Consider the following 17952-nt stretch of genomic DNA (forward strand, 5'->3'; position numbering starts at 1 on the left):
CGCACGCTCCAGCCGGCCGGGGGGGCCGCTTCGGCCCGGTTCGACCGGGGAGCCGCTACGGCCCGCTCGGCCCGGGGGCCGCTCCGGGCTCGCTCAGCGGAAGGCCTGTTCGCCGGTGAGGGCCTTGCCGATGACCAGGGAGTGGACCTCGCTCGTGCCCTCATAGGTGAGCACCGACTCCAGGTTGTTGGCGTGCCGCAGCACCGGGTACTCCAGGGTGATGCCGTTGGCGCCCAGGATCGTGCGGCACTCGCGGGCGATGCCGATGGCCTCGCGCACGTTGTTCAGCTTGCCCACGCTCACCTGCTCGGCGGTGAGCGTCCCCGCATCCTTGAGGCGGCCGAGGTGGAGGGCGAGCAGCATGCCCTTGCCCAGTTCGACGGACATGTCCGCGAGCTTCTGCTGCGTCAGCTGGTACGAGGCGAGGGAGCGGGCGAAGACGATCCGGTCGCGGGCGTAGGAGATCGCCGTCTCCAGGCAGTCGCGGGCGGCGCCGAGGGCGCCGAAGACGATTCCGAACCGGGCCTCGTTGAGGCAGCCGAGCGGACCGGAGAGGCCACGGGCGTCGGGAAGCATCGCGTCGGCCGGGAGGCGCACGTCCTCCAGGACCAGTTCACTGGTGACGCTGGCCCGCAGCGACAGCTTCATCTTGATCTCCGGGGCGCTGAACCCGGGAGTGCCCGCCGGGACGAGGAATCCGCGCACGCCGTCCTCGGTACGGGCCCAGACGACGGCGACATCGGCCACGGAGCCGTTGGTGATCCACATCTTGGTGCCGTTGAGCACCCAGTCGGAGCCGTCCCGCTTGGCGTGGGTGCGCATGGCGCCGGGGTCCGAGCCGGCGTCGGGCTCGGTGAGGCCGAAGCAGCCGATGTACTCGCCCGCCGCCATCTTCGGCAGCCAGCGCCGCTTCTGCTCCTCGGAGCCGTACTTCCAGATCGCGTACATGGCGAGGGAGCCCTGCACGGAGACCAGGGAGCGCAGTCCGGAGTCCACGGCCTCCAGTTCCAGACAGGCGAGGCCGTACGCGACGGAGTTGGTGCCCGCGCAGCCGTAGCCCTCCAGATGCATGCCGAGCACGCCGATGCCGCCGAGGGTGCGGGCGAGTTCGCGGGCGGGGATCTCGCCCTTCTCGAACCAGCCGGCGACGTGCGGACGCAGCTCGCGGTCGGCGACGGCGCGGATGGTGCGGCGGATCTCGCGCTCCTCGTCGGTCAGCAGTCCGTCGACGGCGAGCAGGTCGAAGGGGTGGACGGGAGCGGAGCTGGACTGTGACGACGACTGCGACTTCACGGACGGCCTCCTGGCGGCTGTGGCGACTCGGCGAGCCGAAGCGTAGCCGTAGATCGGATATTGGATCCAGTATTGAAAATCCGATGTCCGAACCGTACGGTCCGATGGGATCCGATCGCCAGTGAGGGAGAACGGCATGCGCGCAGATCAGCCGGGTCCGACGGAGCCGGGCGCTCTGTCGGGGATCGTCGTCGCCGATTTCGGGCGCGTGCTGGCCGGGCCGTACATGACGATGCTCCTCGCCGACCTCGGCGCGGACGTGATCAAGATCGAGCGGCCGGGTTCAGGCGACGACACGCGCGCGTGGGGCCCGCCGTTCGCCGACGGGGAGGCCACGTACTTCCTCGGGGTGAACCGGAACAAGCGTTCCGTCGCGCTCGACCTCGCGGACCCCGAGGGCCTGGCCGCGGCGCGCGCGATCGTGGACCGCGCGGACGTGCTCGTGGAGAACTTCCGCCCCGGCACGATGGACCGGCTCGGTCTCGGGTACGAGGACGTGCGGGCGGGCAATCCGGGGCTGGTCTACTGCTCGGTGACCGGCTTCGGAGCCGCGGAGGGCGCCCGGCTGCCCGGCTACGACCTGCTTGTCCAGGCCATGGGCGGGCTGATGAGCGTGACCGGCGAACCGAACGGCCAGGGCATGAAGGCCGGGGTCGCCCTGGTCGACGTCATCACCGGGCTCCACGCGGGCCTCGGCGTCCTCGCCGCCCTCCGGCACCGGGAGCGCACCGGCGAGGGGCAGCGGGTCGAGGTCTCCCTGCTGTCCTCCCTGCTGTCGGCGCTCACCAACCAGGCGGCGGCCCACCTCGGGGCCGGTGTCGTCCCGAGCGCGATGGGCAACCGGCACCCGAGCATCGCCCCGTACGAGGTGTTCGAGGCGCTGGACCGGCCGCTGGTCCTCGCCGTCGGCAACGACCGGCAGTTCCGGTCCCTGTGCGAGGGGCTCGGTCTGCCGGAGCTGACCGAAGATCCCCGATTCGCCACCAACACCGCCCGGGTCGCCCACCGGGAGGAGCTGGTCGCCGCTCTCACCGGGCCGCTGGGGACCCGTACCGCCGACCGGTGGTTCGAGGAGCTGACCGCCGTCGGTGTGCCGTGCGGGCCGATCAACGACCTGGCCGCCGCCTTCGGCCTCGCCGAACGGCTGGGGCTCGCTCCCAGGGTGCCGGAGTCGGCGGCCGGCCCCGGGCAGGTCGCCCATCCGGTCCGGCTAGGTGCCACCCCGCCCAGCTACCGCGCCGCTCCCCCGCGCCTGGGCGAGCACACGGAGGACCTGCTGTCCTCCCTGGGCCTGGTGGGGAACAAGGCGGCCGGCGCGCGGAATCCGTAGCCACGCGCGCGTAGGAAGATGGTCGTGACCGGTGGAGTGATCCGCCGGTGGGCAGAGCGAGGGAACGGAAGGTCACACAGGCGATGAGCAGCGCGGTGCAGAAGCGGCGGCCGCAGACCGCCCAGCAGTTCGTCCTCGAAGAACTGCGGCGCGCCATCACCAGCGGGGAGCTGAGGCCCGGCGGGCAGATCCGGCAGGACGCCCTCGCGGCCCGGTTCGAGGTGAGCCGGGTGCCGCTGCGCGAGGCCCTCAAGGCGCTGGAGGCCGAGGGTCTGGTCGTCCATCACATCCACCGGGGCTACTTCGTCGCGGAGCTCTCGCTCTCCGACCTGGAGGAGATCTACCGGATCCGGGAGCTCCTGGAGACCGAGGCGGTGCGGATGGCCGTGCGGCTGCTGCCGGACGGCATCGTGGCCGTCCTCGAAGGCGTCCAGCGCGAGGTGGAGCGGGCCGCCGAGGAGGGTGACGTGACGGCGATGGCCGCCTCGAACCGGCGCTTCCACTTCACCCTGATCGAGGCCTCCGGGATGCCGCGGCTGGTCCGCCTCATCGCGACCCTGTGGGACTCCACCGACGCGTACCGCTCGCTGTACTACACCGAGGACCCGCACCGTAAGCAGGCCGTGCGCGAGCACCGCGCCGTCATCTCCGCACTCCGGCAGGGCGACGAGGAGGCCACCGTGCGCTGGCTCGACGAGCACCGCGCGCACGCGGTGGCGGCGCTGCGCGCGGTCCTGGAGCGGGACCGGGTGGCCGACGGCGGCTCCCCGGCGTAAACCGGATGCCGGGGGCTCCCCGTCCTCCTAGGCTCCCCCTCATGGATCACGGGAATCTGGTCAACGTCGTCGACGTCGAGGCGACCTGCTGGGAGGGTGAGCGACCGCCCGGGGTGGTCAGCGAGATCATCGAGATCGGGCTGACGGTCGTCGACCTGGACGCGCGGGAGCGGGTCTCCCGTCACCGGGTGCTGGTCCGGCCGACCCGCTCGCGGGTCAGCGCGTTCTGCACCGGGCTGACCGGGCTCACCCAGGCCGAGGTGGACGGCGGCCTGGACTTCGCCGCCGCCTGCCGGCTGCTCGCGACGACGTACGGGGCGGGCGTACGGCCCTGGGCCAGCTGGGGCGACTACGACCGCGGCCAGTTCACCCGCCAGTGCCGGGCCACCGGCACCCGGTACCCCTTCGGGTATCGCCACACCAACGCGAAGGTCGTCTTCACCGAAGCGTACGGGCTGGTCAGGCGCCCGGGGATGGCGCAGGCCCTGGAGGTCGCCGGGCTGCCCCTCGAAGGGCGTCACCACAGCGGCGAGGACGACGCGTGGAACATCGCGGCACTGGTCCTGCGGCTCGCGGAGCGCGACGCCTGGCCGGACCCGCCGCCCCACCGAGCCGGCTGACCCCACGGACCCGGGGTGGCGATTCCGCGTAGCGCTGCGGTTACCCTGACGCCGGACCCGAGGAGGAACCATGGGGCGGATGCCGTCGGCCGTACGACGCAGGCAGCTGGTCGAGGCCGCGATCAGGGCGATGACCAGGGACGGCGTCGCCAGGACGACCACCCGGTCGATCTGCGCCGAGGCGGGTGTGTCGCTGAGCGTGTTCCACTACTGCTTCGAGTCCAAGCAGGCCCTCCTGGAGGCCGCGATCGAGACGATCACGGGCAACTACGTGGTGCGGGTGATGTCGGCGGTCGAACCGGGCTCCACCCTGCGGGAGACGGTACGGGGCGCGCTCCAGACGTACTGGGACCACGTCACGGCCCACCCGGGCGAGCACATGCTGACATACGACCTCACCCAGTACGCCCTGCGGGAGCCGGGGTTCGAGCATCTGGCGCGCGCGCAGTACGACCAGTACGTGGTGTCGGCGGACGCCCTGCTCGTTCAGGTCCGTGAGGTGCGCGGGGTGGAGTCCCGGATGCCGGTCGAGACGCTCGCACGCTATCTGGCGGCGGTGATCGACGGTCTGACGCTCCAGTATCTGGTCCTCGGCGACGAGCAGACCGCCTCTGACCAGCTGGATCTGACGGCCGATCAACTGGTGCTGCTGATCGAGGGATGACGCCCGGTCCCGCCGAACGCCCGCGTGGAACACCACGGGTCCGGCGGGACCCACGCATACCTCAACAGGTCATCTGTCCCGGACTCTTGACTCACTCCGTCAACACCGCGATCCTCGGGGCGCCCGGTACACCCCACCGACCGGAGGGCTTCGCACACATGACACGACCCATCACGCGCGGAAAGGGCGGCAGATCCGCTCTTCTCGCGTTGTTCCTGGCCCTGGCCGCCGTCCTCTTCGGCTCCGGTCCCGTCCCCGCGGCCGCCGCGGGCGGTTCGTGGTGGGAGCCCACCTCCCGCCCCGCGGCCGACTCACAGATCAACGTCACGGGCGCCCCGTTCACCGGCACGGACGCCCAGGGGAAGGTGCGCGGCTTCGTCGACGCACACAACCACCTGATGTCCAACGAGGGCTTCGGCGGCCGGATGATCTGCGGCAAGACGTTCTCCACCGCGGGCGTCGCCGACGCGCTCAAGGACTGTCCGGAGCACTACCCGGACGGCACCGGCGCCCTCTTCGAGCACCTCACAGGAGGTGACAACGGCAAGCACGACCCTGTCGGCTGGCCCACGTTCAAGGACTGGCCCGCCAACAACTCCCTGAGCCACCAGCAGAACTACTACGCCTGGGTCGAGCGCGCCTGGCGCGGCGGCCAGCGCGTGCTGGTCAACGACCTGGTCACCAACGGCCTGATCTGCTCGCTCCTGCCCCGCGACCGCGGCTGCGACGAGATGGACGCGATCCGGCTTGAGGCCCGCAAGACGTACGAGATGCAGGACTACATCGACGGGATGTTCGGCGGCCCCGGCAAGGGCTGGTTCCGGATCGTCACCAGCGCCGACCAGGCCCGCTCGGTGATCCAGCAGGGCAAGCTCGCGGTCGTCCTCGGCGTGGAGGCCTCGGAGCCCTTCGGCTGCAAGCAGATCCTCGACGTCGCCCAGTGCGGCCAGGCGGACATCGACAAGGGGCTGGACGAGCTGTACGCGCTCGGCGTGCGCAGCATGTTCCTCTGCCACAAGTTCGACAACGCGCTGTGCGGTGTCCGGTTCGACACCGGGACCACGGGCGTGGCCGTCAACATCGGCCAGTTCCTGTCCACGGGCACCTTCTGGGCCACCGAGAAGTGCGCGGGTCCGCAGCACGACAACCCGATCGGGCTGGCCGCCGCGCCCCCCGCGATGGCGGAGAAGCTGCCGGCGGGGGTGAGCGTCCCCTCGTACGCCTCCGACGCCAAGTGCAACACGCGCGGACTCACCCGGCTCGGGGAGTACGCCGTGAAGGGCATGATCCAGCGCGGCATGATGCTGGAGCTGGACCACATGAGCGTCAAGGCCGCCGGCCGTGCGCTCGACATGCTGGAGGCCGAGGAGTACCCGGGCGTGCTCTCCAGCCACAGCTGGATGGACCTGGACTGGACCGAGCGGCTCTACCGGCTGGGCGGTTTCCTCGGCCAGTACATGAGCGGCGCTCAGGGCTTCATCGGCGAGGCCGGCCAGAAGGCCGCGCTCCGCGCGAAGTACAAGGTCGGCCTGGGCTACGGCACCGACATGAACGGGGTCGGCGGCTGGCCGGCACCGGGCGGGGCCGACGCTCCGAACGCCGTGAAGTACCCCTTCCGCAGCTTCGACGGCGGTTCGGTGATCGACCGGCAGGTGACCGGTGAGCGGACCTGGGACTTCAACACCGACGGCGGTGCGCACAACGGTCTGGTCCCGGACTGGATCGAGCAGATCCGGCTGTCCGGCGGCGGTCAAGGCGTCGTGGACGAGCTGTCCCGCGGCGCGGAGTCGTACCTGACCACGTGGAAGGCGACCGAGAACCACGAGGTGGGCGTCAACCTCGCCGCGGGCGCACCGGCTTCGGCGAGCTCCGCGGAGTGGAACCCGTTCACGAGCTTCGCCCCGGACCGGGCCGTCGACGGTGACGTCGGCTCCCGCTGGGCCAGCGACTGGTCGGACGACCAGTGGCTGGGCGTGGACCTGGGCGCCGTCCGCCGGATCGGCCGGGTCAACCTGGACTGGGAGCGCGCGTACGCACGCCAGTACCGGATCGAGGTGTCCGAGAACGGTACGGACTGGCGGACGGTGTGGTCGACGGAAGCCGGGGACGGCGGGTTGGACACGGCGGAGTTCCCGTCGACGTCGGCCCGTTACGTCCGGGTCCACGGCGTGCAGCGGGCGACCCAGTGGGGCTACTCGCTCTACGAGGTCTCGGTCCGCAGGGCCTGAACGCACGAAGGCGGGGCCTGTCGGATCCGACCGGATCCGACAGGCCCCGCCCGCGTCCCTCAACTCCCGCTGGGTCCGGTCCAGTCCGCGGGGACGCGGGCGAGCCGCACGCGCTGCGGATGGTCGCCCACGTCCACGGAGGCCACGCGGCGGCCGGTGGCGAAGTCGATGGCGGTCACCCGGTCGGCGCCGCTCTCGGAGACGACGCAGGAGCGTCCGTCGCCGCTCACGGTCGCCCAGTAGGGCTTGGAAGCCGCGACGAGCGGGCCCTCCTGGAGGGTGGCGCGGTCGACGACGGTGGCGTAGTCGTCCATCGTCCCCGCGACGCAGAGCTTGGTGCCGTCGGGGCTCATCGAGAGGCCGTGGTGACGCGAGTCGTTGACCCAGGTGGTGCGGTCGGGGTCGGTCGCCGGGTTGCCGGGGAGCTCCTTGACCCGGGTGATCCGGTCCGTGGCGATGTCGTACTCCAGGAAGCCGTTGAAGAAGGAGACCTGGAAGTAGAGCTTCTTCTCGTCCGGGGTGAGGACGAGGGGGCGTACGGCGTCGGAGAGGTCACCGCGTCCGAAGGCGTCGAGGCGGTCGCGCATGTCGATGACGCGGACGGTCCGGAAGGTCTCGGCGTCGACGACGGTGATGCGGCGGTCGCCCTTGGTCCAGTCGAGCCAGGGGGCGTCGAGCGCGGTGGTGACCTCGCCGATGGCCATGTTCCAGAGCATTCCGTCGGAGGTGAAGACGTTCTCGTGCGGCTTGTCGCCCGTCGCGAAGGAGCCGAGTTGACGACCGGTGGAGATGTCGAGGACGTGCACGGTGTTGGCGGTGGAGGCGGAGACCGCGACACGGGTGCCGTCGGGCGATACGGCCATGTGGTCGGCGCGGTAACCGGCCACGGGGAAGCGCCAGTTGATCCGGCCGGTCCGCAGGTCGAGGGAGACGACGTCGGCGAAGCTCGGCCGGGAGACGACCATGGAGGCGCCGTCCGGGGTGGCGTACATGTCGTCCACGAACTGGTCGTGGCCCTCGCCCGGCCCGAGTCGGACGCCGAGGAAGAACGCGAGCTTGACGGGGTTCAGATAGATCTCGCGGAGGCGTTCCTCCTTGTCGGGGACGACGTTCAGCCGGCCGATGCGGTGGAAGTCGCCCCGCGAGGCGATCACGTCGGCCGTGCCGTCCCAGTTGTTGCCGACGAACATCGCCTCTCGGAGCGCGGCGGGCGACGGGCCCTCGGGGGCCACGGCCGATCCGGTGCCGCCGGCGGTGGCGACGAGGGCGACGGCGGCGGCGAGGGCCGCCGCGAAGCGCGTGGAACGGGAGCGGGGACGGGAGCGGGGGCTCGACGTACGTGCAGGGGGCATGCGGTGGTCCTTCTTCCGGCTCTCGGGGGTGACTTACCCGAAGTAACCATGTACATGACAAGTCAGGCAAGCCCTTGTCACGCTCCGCTTCGCGCGCTCCCCGTCCATCCCCCCGATCCGACCCGGCATCCCGTTCCCGCCCATGGTGCGAGATCATGGAATCCGGAACCCAGAAGGGACGGAACGGACGATGAGGCACCGCAGTGTCGCCGACCTGATGACACCGGCCGCGGTCGCGGTGCAGCCAGGGACGTCGTTCAAGGAGATCGCACGGCTCCTCGACGAGTACGGCATCACCGCGGTCCCGGTGGTGGACGACGAGAACCGGCCGGTGGGCGTCGTGTCCGAGGCGGACCTGCTCCGGCGCCACACGACGAAGGACGGGCCCAGCACCGCCGAGGCCATGATGTCGAGCCCGGTCGTCACCGCCCGCCCTTCCTGGACCGCTGTGGAGGCGGCCCGCCTCATGGAACGGCACCGGGTGAAGCGGCTCCCGGTGGTCGACGCGGACGGACACCTGATCGGGGTGCTGAGCCGCAGCGACCTGCTCCAGCTGTTCCTGCGCAGGGACAGGTCCATCCAGGAGGAGATCCGGGAGGACGTCGTCGTCCGCATCCTGCGCCTGTCCCCCTCCGCCGTGCACATCGACGTCGACGAGGGCCGGGTGACGCTGAGCGGCACCCTGGACCGCCCGGGTCTCGGCCCGATCATCGTCCGGCTGTGCGAGACGGTCGACGGGGTGGTCGAGGTCGCCGACCGGCTGAGGTACGAGGGGGACGGGGACTCGGAGGGCTAGGGCCTGTCTGACGATTCCCGCCGGGTCCGGCCCGCCCGGCACGCACGCTCGCCGCACGGCCGCAACGCCCAAGTAGCTCCGGCTACGAGCGCCCCAAGGGCACGGTGGGTGCCGCCCGAGGGCCGCTCAGGCGGTACGGCCGTGCCCCGGCGTGGCGGTTCCGTCAGGAGACCGCCTCCGGCCAGCCGTATCCGGGTCCGGTGTGCTGGGGTACGGTCCCCGCGCCCACCGCCTCCATCTCCCGGTTGGCCTCCCGCATGAGCTTGCCCGCCAGGTCCTTCATCGCCCGGCTCGCGGCGAGCTCGTCACCGATCGCCGGCACGTCCGTGTCCGCCGGGTTGCACCGTGCGGAGCCGTGGCCGGTGATGGTGGAGGTTCCGGTGGTGAGCCGGGCCTCGGCGTTGGTCCTGCCGGCGTCCTCGACCAGTTCCACGCCGACCGTCCACTCCAGGGTGCGGGTCATGGTCTGCCTCCTCGCGCGCGGGACCGCGCGGAAGCACGCGGCGCGGCCCCTTCCGATACCTCCAGGATCCATCGGCGGGGGCCCGAACGCACGGGGGAGCCGCGAAGGCGGCGGCGCGGCGGCTCAGGGGGCCCGGAAGAGCCGCGGGAACCGCGGCGCCAGCCAGGGCTTGCGTCCCCAGCCGAGGGCCTTGCCCCGGGCGATCACGGGCCAGGGGTCGACCCGGCCCAGACCGAGCAGCAGGAAGACGACCGGGTCGGTGAGGATCGTGCAGTCCGGCCGGGCGGGCGGCTCCTGTGTCACCTCGACGGCGCCGTCCGTGACGAAGACGCCGAAGCTCGCGCCGCCCCGGAGCCGTACCCCGAAACGCGCGGTCAGACCCGCGACGGCGGCCGGGTCGGTCACCTGGGGCATCGCCTGGAGCATGAACGGCAGGGTCAGCCCGACCCGGTGCGCGTCGAGCATGTGGGGGCGGCCCAGGGCGAGGGCCAGGTCGTATCCGTGGCCGAGCATGTGCGTCAGCAGGTACGAGCCGAGGACGGCCGGGCGCATGCCGCCGAGCGGGGTGGAGAGGAGCGCGTCCGGGTCGCGGTCCTCGACGGCCGCGAGGAAGTCGGCGGCGCGGTCGGTGATGAGCGTGGCGAGCGGGCCGGGGTCGCGCTCCGTGAATCCGGCGAGGTCGATCTCGTTGGCCTCGGCGAGGCTGCCGGGGGTGCCGTCGCCGTAGGGGCGCTCGCGGCCTGCGGCGAGGTCGGCCATCAGGGCGTTGGCCTGGGCCAGGTGGGCGGCGGCCTCCCCGACGGTCCAGGTGGAACGGGGCACGGGGAGACCGGCGACATCACCGGAGCCGCTTCGTCCGCCGGCGTCCCGCCCGGCTCCGGCCCCACCGCCGGGGGCGCCGGCCGCGCCCGTGGCCCCGCGCAGCACCGCGGCGATCTCCTCCGCCGTCCCCGATATCGCCTCCGCGAGCCCTCCGGGAAGGACCCCGCCCGCCTGTCGCACCACCATCGCCACGCCTCTCCCCTGCCTCCGGCCGCACCAGACGGAGCACCGGTCGGTCAGGGACCGTACCAGCCAGTAGCCCTTTCGGCTCCGGTCGCGCGGCGCCGGTCTGCCGGAGCCGGGAGTCCCCTCGCGCCGGACCCGGCAGGATGATCTTGACGAGTTCCTGACGCGCCCGCCCGGTTGCGTCGTACACACGTTGCCTACGCTGGCCCGGCCACCCTCGTAAGTGGCGGAAATCCACCCCCAGCAGGACATCAGGAGCACCCTCATGGCCACATCCGACGGCATGGCCACACCCCACGGCAGGCCCCCGTCCGACGGCGGGGGCGCCTCGGAAGGCCCGCGCACGAGCCGGCTTCGGGCGTGGATGCTGGAGGGTCTTTCCGACATGGGCAAGGGCAAGCCCTCCCGTCCCGCGGAACCGGCCCCGGACGCCGGGCACAGGGGTCAGCGCTGGTGGCGGGTGATGTGCCTGACGGGTGTCGACTACTTCTCGACCCTCGGCTACCAGCCGGGCATCGCGGCCCTCGCGGCCGGCCTGCTCTCCCCCGTCGCGACGATCGTGCTGGTCGTCGTCACGCTGATCGGAGCCCTTCCGGTGTACCGGCGGGTGGCCGAGGAGAGCCCCCACGGCGAGGGCTCGATCGCGATGCTGGAGCGGCTGCTGTCCTTCTGGAAGGGCAAGCTGTTCGTCCTCACCCTGCTGGGCTTCGCGGCGACCGACTTCCTCATCACCATCACCCTGTCGGCCGCCGACGCGTCCACGCACCTGGTGGAGAACCCGCATCTGGCGGACGCTCTGCAGGACAAGCAGATGATCGTCACGCTGGTGCTGATCGCCCTGCTCGGCGCGGTGTTCCTCAAGGGCTTCCTGGAAGCCATCGGTGTCGCCGTCGCGCTGGTGGGGACCTATCTGGCGCTCAACGCCGTCGTCGTCGTGACCGGCCTGTGGCATGTGATCACCGAGGGACACGTGGTGACGGACTGGGCCTCGGCCCTGACCGCCCAGCACGGAAACGTCTTCGCGATGGTCGGTGTGGCTCTCCTCGTCTTCCCGAAGCTCGCGCTCGGACTGTCCGGGTTCGAGACGGGCGTGGCGGTCATGCCGCATGTGGCGGGGGATCCCGAGGACACCGAGGAGAAGCCGACCGGCCGCATCCGTGACACGAAGAAGCTCCTCACTACGGCCGCGCTGATCATGAGCGTGTTCCTGATCTGCACGAGCTTCATCACCACGGTCCTGATCCCGGCGAAGGAGTTCGAGTCCGGCGGCCAGGCCAACGGCCGCGCGCTCGCCTATCTGGCACACCAGTACCTGGGCAACACCTTCGGCACGGTCTACGACGTCGCCACGATCGCCATCCTGTGGTTCGCCGGGGCCTCCGCCCTGGCCGGGCTGCTCAACCTGATGCCCCGCTACCTGCCCCGGTACGGCATGGCCCCGCACTGGGCCCGTGCGGTGCGCCCGATGGTGATCGTCTTCACTCTGGTCGCCTTCCTGGTGACCTGGATCTTCGACGCCGATGTCGACGCCCAGGGCGGCGCGTACGCCACCGGCGTCCTCGTCCTCATCTGCTCCGCCGCCATCGCGGTGACCATCGCCGCGCGCAAGGCGGGGCAGCGCGGCTGGACGATCGGCTTCGCCGTGATCTCCGCCGTGTTCGTCTACACGACGGTCGTCAACGTCATCGAACGCCCGGACGGCGTCAAGATCGGTGCCTGCTTCATCGCCGGCATCATCCTCATCTCCCTCCTCTCCCGCCTGGGCCGCGCCTTCGAACTCCGCGTCACCCACATCGATCTCGACGAGATGGCGACGCGCTTCGTGCAGGACATCTCGCGCCGTACGGCCCGCTTCGTCGCCAACGAGCCCGATCGCCGTGACGTGGCCGAGTACCGCGAGAAGGTCGAGCAGATCCGCCACGACAACGACATCCCCGTCCACGAGGACCTGGTCTTCGTGGAGGTGACGGTCACCGACCCGTCGGAGTTCGAGGCCGGTCTACGGGTGCGCGGCGAGGTGCTGCACGGCCGCTACCGCGTCCTCACGGTGGAGAGCTCCTCGATCCCGAACGCGCTGGCGGCCCTCCTGCTGCACGTCCGGGACCTGACGGGCACCCGTCCGCACATCTACTTCGAGTGGACGGAGGGCAATCCGTTCGCCAACTTCCTGCGGTTCTTCCTCTTCGGTCAGGGCGACGTCGCGCCGGTCACCAGGGAGGTGCTGCGGGAGGCGGAGCCCGACCGCGCCCGCCGCCCCTACGTCCACGTGGGCTGAGGGCGTACCCTCCCGGGGCCGCGTCCCGGTGATCCGGAGGTACGCGCGCGTCACGCGGTGGCGCGCCGCCAGGCAGATTCGCGCAGGAGCCGGAGGCCGTTGAGGCCGACGAGGACGGTGGAACCCTCGTGGCCGAGGACGCCGAGGGGCAACGGCAGGGTGCCCGCGAGGTCCCAGACGACCAGGCCGGTGATGACCGTGCCCGCGATGACGAGGTTCTGCACGACCAGGCGCCGGGCGGTACGGGACAGGGCGAGGACCGTGGGGACGGTGGCGAGCTCGTCGCGGACGATGACCACGTCGGCGGTCTCCAGAGCCAGGTCCGAGCCGGCCCGCCCCATGGCGATGCCGGTGTGCGCGGCGGCGAGGGCGGGGGCGTCGTTGACGCCGTCCCCGACGACCATCACCTTGCGGCCCGCCCGCTCCCGCTCCCGGACGGCGGCGACCTTGTCCTGGGGCAGGAGGCCCGCGCGTACGTCCGTGATGCCGATGTCGGCGGCCAGACGGGCGGCGGCGCGCGGGTTGTCGCCGGTGAGCAGCGCGGGCGGGGTGCCGGTGAGCGCGGTCAGGGCCGCGACGGTGGCGGCGGCGTCCGGGCGCAGCCGGTCCGCGATGCCGAGGACGCCCGCCGGGACCCCGTTCATCATGACGAGGACGGCGGTCTGTCCGTCGGCCTCCAGCTCGCCCGAAACGGCTGCGGCGCGGACGGAGAGCGGGTCCTGTTCCCCGGTGAGGAGCCGGGCGGGCGCGCCGACCGCGACCGTGTCGCCGTCCAGGGTGGCGGTGACCCCGGTGCCGGGGGTGGAGCGGAAATCCTCGACGGGCGCGGGCCGATGGCCCCTGGCCCGAGCGGCTGCGACGACCGCGCGGGCCAGCGGGTGCTCGCTGGGGTGCTCGGCCGCGGCGGCGAGGGCGAGGATGGCGCCCTCGCCGGGGCCGGAGTCCGCCAGGGCGCGGACGGAGGTGACGCGCGGGGTGCCCTCGGTCAGGGTGCCGGTCTTGTCGAGGGCCACCACGTCGACCTGGCCGAGGCGCTCCATCACGACGGCGGACTTGACCAGTACGCCGTGCCGGCCCGCGTTCGCGAGGGCGGAGAGCAGTGGGGGCATGGTGGCGAGGACGACGGCGCAGGGCGAGGCGACGATCATGAAGGTCATCGCCCGGAGCAGTGCGTCGGTCAGGTCGGCGCCGAGGGCGAGCGGGACGAGGAAGACGGCCAGGGTGGCGGCGACCATGCCGAGCGAGTAGCGCTGCTCGACCTTCTCGATGAACAGCTGGGTGGGGGCCTTGGTCGCGGAGGCCTCCTCCACCATGCGGACGATCCGGGCGATCACCGAGTCCGAGGCGTCGCGTTCGACCCGGACGCGCAGGGCGCCCGCGCCGTTGAGGGTGCCGGCGAAGACCTCGTCGCCGGTCTCCTTGAGCACGGGCAGGGGCTCGCCGGTGATGGTGGCCTGGTCGACCTCGCTCGCCCCCGTCAGGACGCGGCCGTCGGCGCCGATCCGCTCGCCGGGGCGGATGACGACCGTGTCGCCGACGAGGAGGTCCCCGGTCGCCACGGTCTCCTCGGTGCCGTCGCCGAGGAGGCGGGTCGCGGTGGTCGGGGCGAGGTCGAGCAGTCCGCGCACCGAGTCGGCGGTACGGGCGGTGGCCACCGCTTCGAGAGCGCCCGAGGTCGCGAAGATGACGATGAGGAGGGCCCCGTCGAGCACCTGCCCGATGGCGGCGGCACCGAGGGCGGCGACGACCATCAGCAGGTCCACGTCCAGGGTTTTGTCCTTGAGCGCCTTGAGGCCCTCCTTCGCGGGTTCCCAGCCGCCCGCGAGGTAGGCCGCGGCGTACAGGGGTCCCCAGGTCCACGCGGGCGCGTCGAGGAGGTACAGGGGGAGGGCGGCCAGGAAGAGGACCAGGGCGGCCAGCGCCCAGCGGGCCTCCGGCAGCGCGAGGACGCGGGTGCGGCGGACCGGCGGCGTCGTCACGGCGGAGGGCCGGGCGGGCTCGGTCAGGGTGGAGACCATGGCGGAAGGAGTCCTTCGGGGGAGGGGGCGTACGCGCTCACCCACGGGAGGGTTCGTACCGTCCCACCGTACAGGAATACTTGAACATCCATTCATGTGTTCATTTCCGTAGGATGACGTCCATGGGCCACGGAGCGAACACCACGGACGACGGCACACCCGCGCGCACCCGCCTGACCCCCGAGAACGCGCAGCAGGTCGCCACCACCCTCCAGGCCCTCTCCACACCGTCGAGGCTCCTGATCCTGGCCCGCCTGCGCGAAGGGCCCTGCGCGGCGACCGAACTCGCGGACGCCGTCGGCATGGAGCAGTCCGCCTGCTCCCACCAGCTCCGTCTGCTGCGCAACCTCGGCCTCGTCACCGGCACCCGGCAGGGCCGCTCCGTGGTCTACGCCCTGCACGACGACCATGTCGCCGGCCTCCTCGACCAGGCCCTCCACCACGTGGAGCACCTCCGCCTCGGCGTGACGGACCCGGCCGCCGGGGTGCGCGGGGCGTAGCCGGAGCGGGCGGACAGGCCGGAGGTCCGCTCGTGGTCCCCCGAGAAGGCCGGGCCGTCCCGTCGTGGTGACCGGAAAGAAGGCGGGGCGTGCGGCGATCACCGCCACAACCGGGCGCCCCCTCACTAGAGTCGGTACCGAGTCGACATTTTCTGTCAGCCTCACCTGGAGGTACCGATGCGCATGCTCATCAACGTCCCCGAGACCGTCGTCGCCGATGCCCTGCGCGGAATGGCCGCCGCGCATCCCGAGCTCACCGTCGACGTGGAGCGCCGGATCGTGACGCGGCGGGACGCGCCCGTCGCGGGGAAGGTCGCCCTGGTGTCCGGCGGAGGGTCCGGGCACGAGCCCCTGCACGGCGGGTTCGTGGGGCCGGGGATGCTCGCTGCCGCCTGCCCCGGAGAGGTCTTCACCTCCCCCGTGCCCGACCAGATGGTGCGGGCCGCGGCGGCGGTGGACAGCGGCGCCGGGGTGCTGTTCGTCGTCAAGAACTACACCGGGGACGTCCTGAACTTCGAGATGGCCATGGAACTCGCCGAGGACGAGGGCATCCAGGTCGCCAAGGTCCTCGTCGACGACGACGTCGCCGTCACGGACAGCCTGTACACGGCGGGCCGGCGCGGCACCGGCGCCACCCTCTTCGTGGAGAAGATCGCGGGCGCGGCGGCCGAGGAGGGCGCCCCGCTGGAGCGGGTGGAGTCGATCGCCCGCCGGGTGAACGAACGCTCCCGGTCCTTCGGCGTGGCTCTCGCCGCGTGCACCACCCCCGCCAAGGGCAGCCCCACCTTCGACCTCCCGGAAGGCGAACTGGAGCTGGGCGTCGGCATCCACGGCGAACCCGGACGCGAGCGGCGGCCGATGATGACCTCGCGGGAGATCGCGGACTTCGCCGTCGACGCCGTCCTGACGGACCTGCGCCCGTCGGGGCCGGTGATCGCCCTGGTGAACGGGATGGGAGCGACCCCGCTCCTCGAACTGTACGGATACAACGCCGAGGTGCAGCGGGTGCTCGGCGAGCGGGGGGTGCCGGTGGCCCGGACCCTGGTCGGGAACTACGTGACCTCGCTCGACATGGCCGGCTGCTCGGTGACCCTGTGCGAGGTGGACGAGGAGCTGCTGCGGCTCTGGGACGCGCCCGTGCGGACGCCTGCGCTGCGCTGGGGCCGGTGAGCCGGGGCATGGAACAGTCCGGAGAGACGGGAGAGGCGGACCGGATGGGCGACGGCACGGACACCTTCGGCGCGGACTTCCTGGTCCGCTGGCTGACCCACCTGGCCGAGGCGGTCGACCGCGAGGCGGACCGGCTCACCGAGCTGGATTCGGCCATCGGCGACGCCGACCACGGCGCCAATCTCAAGCGCGGGTTCGCCGCCGTGAGCGACATCCTCGCGAAGGAGCCGCCGACGATGCCGGGCGCGGTGCTCACCACCGCCGGACGGCAGTTGATCTCCACGGTCGGCGGCGCGTCGGGGCCGCTGTACGGCACGCTGCTGCGCCGTGCGGGCAAGACGCTGGGCGACGGCAAGCGGGTCACCCGGGCCGAGTTGGCGGAGGCCCTCGGTGCCGGTGTGGCGGCGGTGTCGCAGCTGGGCGGGGCCCAGGTGGGCGACAAGACGATGCTGGACGCCCTCGTGCCGGCCGTGGAGGGGCTGCGGGAGTCGTACGGTGCCGCCCGTACGGCCGCCGAGGCGGGCGCCCTCGCGACCGTACCCCTGAGGGCCCGTAAGGGCAGGGCCAGTTACCTCGGCGAGCGGTCGGTGGGCCACCAGGACCCGGGGGCGACGTCCTCGGCCCTGCTGTTCGCGGCACTGGACGAGACGGCGGGCGCGGAGGCCTCGCGTACGGAGACGGCGGACCCCGCGGCATCCCGTACGGAGGCGGCGGGCGCCGAGGCCTCTCGCGCCGGGGGGGCGTCATGAGCGGCGGGACCCCGGCCGGTTCCGTCGGCATCGTGCTCGTCTCGCACAGCGCCGCCGTCGCGACGGCGGTGGCCGAGCTGGCCCGGGGGCTCGCCGGCGGCGGCGACCTGGCGCCCGTGGCCCCCGCGGGCGGGACCCCGGACGGCGGACTGGGCACCAGTTCCGAGCTGATCTGCGAGGCGGCGAAGGCCGTCGACCGGGGCGCCGGAGTGGCGGTCCTGGTCGATCTGGGCAGCGCCGTGCTCACCGTGAAGGCGCTGCTCGCCGAGGGCGACGAACTGCCCGGGGGTACCCGCCTGGTGGACGCGCCGTTCGTCGAGGGCGCGGTCGCCGCCCTGGTCACGGCGAGTGCGGGCGGGGACCTCGACGCGGTGGCCGCGGCGGCCTCGGAGGCGTACGCCTACCGCAAGGAGTGAGTGCGCGGAGTGACCGAGAGGCCGCACCGGGTGGCGACCGTGTTGTGATCCAGCAGGTCAACGCACTAATGTCGCAGGGCCTTGGTGTACGGGAAACCGGTGAAGTACCGGTGCGGCCCTCGCCACTGTGATCGGGAGGTCCGGCTCCACCCCCGCGGGGAACACCCTCGGGGAAGCCACTGGACCGCGTCGGGAGACCGTCGTGGTGTGGGAAGGCGGAGACCGGACTGCATGACCGTCAGCCAGGAGACCGGCCAGGGTGCGTTGTCCATCCACGAGGTGCTGGAGAGGGTC

At 72.2% G+C, this 17952-nt stretch carries 16 protein-coding genes and 1 riboswitch; of the genes, 11 read left to right on the plus strand and 5 right to left on the minus strand.

From position 1 onward, the window contains the following. Nucleotides 1–93: 93 nt before the first annotated feature. Nucleotides 94–1293 carry an acyl-CoA dehydrogenase family protein gene (locus tag ABT154_RS19380; RefSeq protein ID WP_351858055.1) on the minus strand — a complete coding sequence of 400 codons (1200 nt, stop codon included), beginning with the start codon at nucleotides 1291–1293 and terminating at the stop codon, nucleotides 94–96. Nucleotides 1294–1429: 136 nt separating this feature from the next. Between ABT154_RS19380 and ABT154_RS19385 the strand changes: the two genes are divergently transcribed. The 5 genes from ABT154_RS19385 to ABT154_RS19405 all read left to right on the plus strand — a co-directional run bounded on the left by ABT154_RS19385 (nucleotide 1430) and on the right by ABT154_RS19405 (nucleotide 6911). Then, complete coding sequence (locus tag ABT154_RS19385) at nucleotides 1430–2623, plus strand: CaiB/BaiF CoA transferase family protein (protein WP_351858056.1); 1194 nt, start codon at nucleotides 1430–1432, stop codon at nucleotides 2621–2623. Between the two features lie 83 nt (nucleotides 2624–2706). After that, nucleotides 2707–3399 (plus strand): GntR family transcriptional regulator, encoded by a 693-nt coding sequence (locus ABT154_RS19390; protein WP_351858057.1) that lies wholly within the window; start codon nucleotides 2707–2709, stop codon nucleotides 3397–3399. A gap of 41 nt (nucleotides 3400–3440) precedes the next feature. After that, nucleotides 3441–4019: a 3'-5' exonuclease gene (locus tag ABT154_RS19395; RefSeq protein ID WP_351858058.1), complete on the plus strand. Its 579-nt coding sequence runs from the start codon at nucleotides 3441–3443 to the stop codon at nucleotides 4017–4019. 70 nt (nucleotides 4020–4089) lie between these two features. After that, complete coding sequence (locus ABT154_RS19400; RefSeq protein ID WP_351858059.1) at nucleotides 4090–4683, plus strand: TetR/AcrR family transcriptional regulator; 594 nt, start codon at nucleotides 4090–4092, stop codon at nucleotides 4681–4683. Nucleotides 4684–4841: 158 nt separating this feature from the next. Next, entirely contained in the window at nucleotides 4842–6911 is a 2070-nt protein-coding gene (locus ABT154_RS19405) for a discoidin domain-containing protein (protein WP_351858060.1), read from the plus strand. Nucleotides 6912–6970: 59 nt separating this feature from the next. Here the strand turns inward: ABT154_RS19405 and ABT154_RS19410 are convergent, their stop codons facing one another. Beyond that, nucleotides 6971–8263: a YncE family protein gene (locus ABT154_RS19410; RefSeq protein ID WP_351858061.1), complete on the minus strand. Its 1293-nt coding sequence runs from the start codon at nucleotides 8261–8263 to the stop codon at nucleotides 6971–6973. Nucleotides 8264–8453: 190 nt separating this feature from the next. On the opposite strand from ABT154_RS19410, the gene ABT154_RS19415 reads away from it, so the two are divergent. Further along, nucleotides 8454–9059, plus strand: a complete 606-nt coding sequence (locus ABT154_RS19415) for a CBS domain-containing protein (protein ID WP_351858062.1) — start codon at nucleotides 8454–8456, stop codon at nucleotides 9057–9059. Nucleotides 9060–9222: 163 nt separating this feature from the next. On the opposite strand, the gene ABT154_RS19420 is transcribed toward ABT154_RS19415, so the two are convergent. Both ABT154_RS19420 and ABT154_RS19425 read right to left on the minus strand, forming a co-directional pair. Then, nucleotides 9223–9522 (minus strand): DUF1876 domain-containing protein, encoded by a 300-nt coding sequence (locus tag ABT154_RS19420; protein WP_351858063.1) that lies wholly within the window; start codon nucleotides 9520–9522, stop codon nucleotides 9223–9225. A 123-nt stretch (nucleotides 9523–9645) separates the two neighbouring features. Continuing rightward, a complete protein-coding gene (locus ABT154_RS19425) occupies nucleotides 9646–10530 on the minus strand; it encodes a maleylpyruvate isomerase family mycothiol-dependent enzyme (protein WP_351858064.1) in 885 nt (294 codons plus the stop codon). 283 nt (nucleotides 10531–10813) lie between these two features. Here ABT154_RS19425 and ABT154_RS19430 point away from each other — a divergent pair, with 283 nt between their 5' ends. Beyond that, complete coding sequence (locus ABT154_RS19430) at nucleotides 10814–12805, plus strand: APC family permease (RefSeq protein WP_351858185.1); 1992 nt, start codon at nucleotides 10814–10816, stop codon at nucleotides 12803–12805. A gap of 50 nt (nucleotides 12806–12855) precedes the next feature. Here the strand turns inward: ABT154_RS19430 and ABT154_RS19435 are convergent, their stop codons facing one another. Further along, nucleotides 12856–14823: a heavy metal translocating P-type ATPase gene (locus ABT154_RS19435; RefSeq protein WP_351858065.1), complete on the minus strand. Its 1968-nt coding sequence runs from the start codon at nucleotides 14821–14823 to the stop codon at nucleotides 12856–12858. Nucleotides 14824–14945: 122 nt separating this feature from the next. Between ABT154_RS19435 and ABT154_RS19440 the strand changes: the two genes are divergently transcribed. From ABT154_RS19440 to ABT154_RS19455, 4 genes are all read left to right on the plus strand, one after another. Beyond that, entirely contained in the window at nucleotides 14946–15323 is a 378-nt protein-coding gene (locus ABT154_RS19440) for an ArsR/SmtB family transcription factor (protein ID WP_351858066.1), read from the plus strand. Nucleotides 15324–15500: 177 nt separating this feature from the next. Beyond that, nucleotides 15501–16493, plus strand: a complete 993-nt coding sequence (gene dhaK, locus ABT154_RS19445; protein ID WP_351858067.1) for a dihydroxyacetone kinase subunit DhaK — start codon at nucleotides 15501–15503, stop codon at nucleotides 16491–16493. A 44-nt stretch (nucleotides 16494–16537) separates the two neighbouring features. Further along, a complete protein-coding gene (dhaL, locus tag ABT154_RS19450; protein WP_351858186.1) occupies nucleotides 16538–17242 on the plus strand; it encodes a dihydroxyacetone kinase subunit DhaL in 705 nt (234 codons plus the stop codon). Beyond that, nucleotides 17239–17658, plus strand: coding sequence for a PTS-dependent dihydroxyacetone kinase phosphotransferase subunit DhaM (locus ABT154_RS19455; RefSeq protein WP_332433761.1), 420 nt, complete (start codon nucleotides 17239–17241; stop codon nucleotides 17656–17658). Before dhaL ends, ABT154_RS19455 begins: the two co-directional genes overlap by 4 nt. Nucleotides 17659–17723: 65 nt before the next feature. Then, a riboswitch (cobalamin riboswitch) is annotated at nucleotides 17724–17931 on the plus strand. Nucleotides 17932–17952 lie beyond the last annotated feature (21 nt).

The sequence above is a fragment of the Streptomyces sp. NPDC001728 genome (assembly GCF_040297565.1).
In the GTDB taxonomy this organism is placed as follows: domain Bacteria; phylum Actinomycetota; class Actinomycetes; order Streptomycetales; family Streptomycetaceae; genus Streptomyces.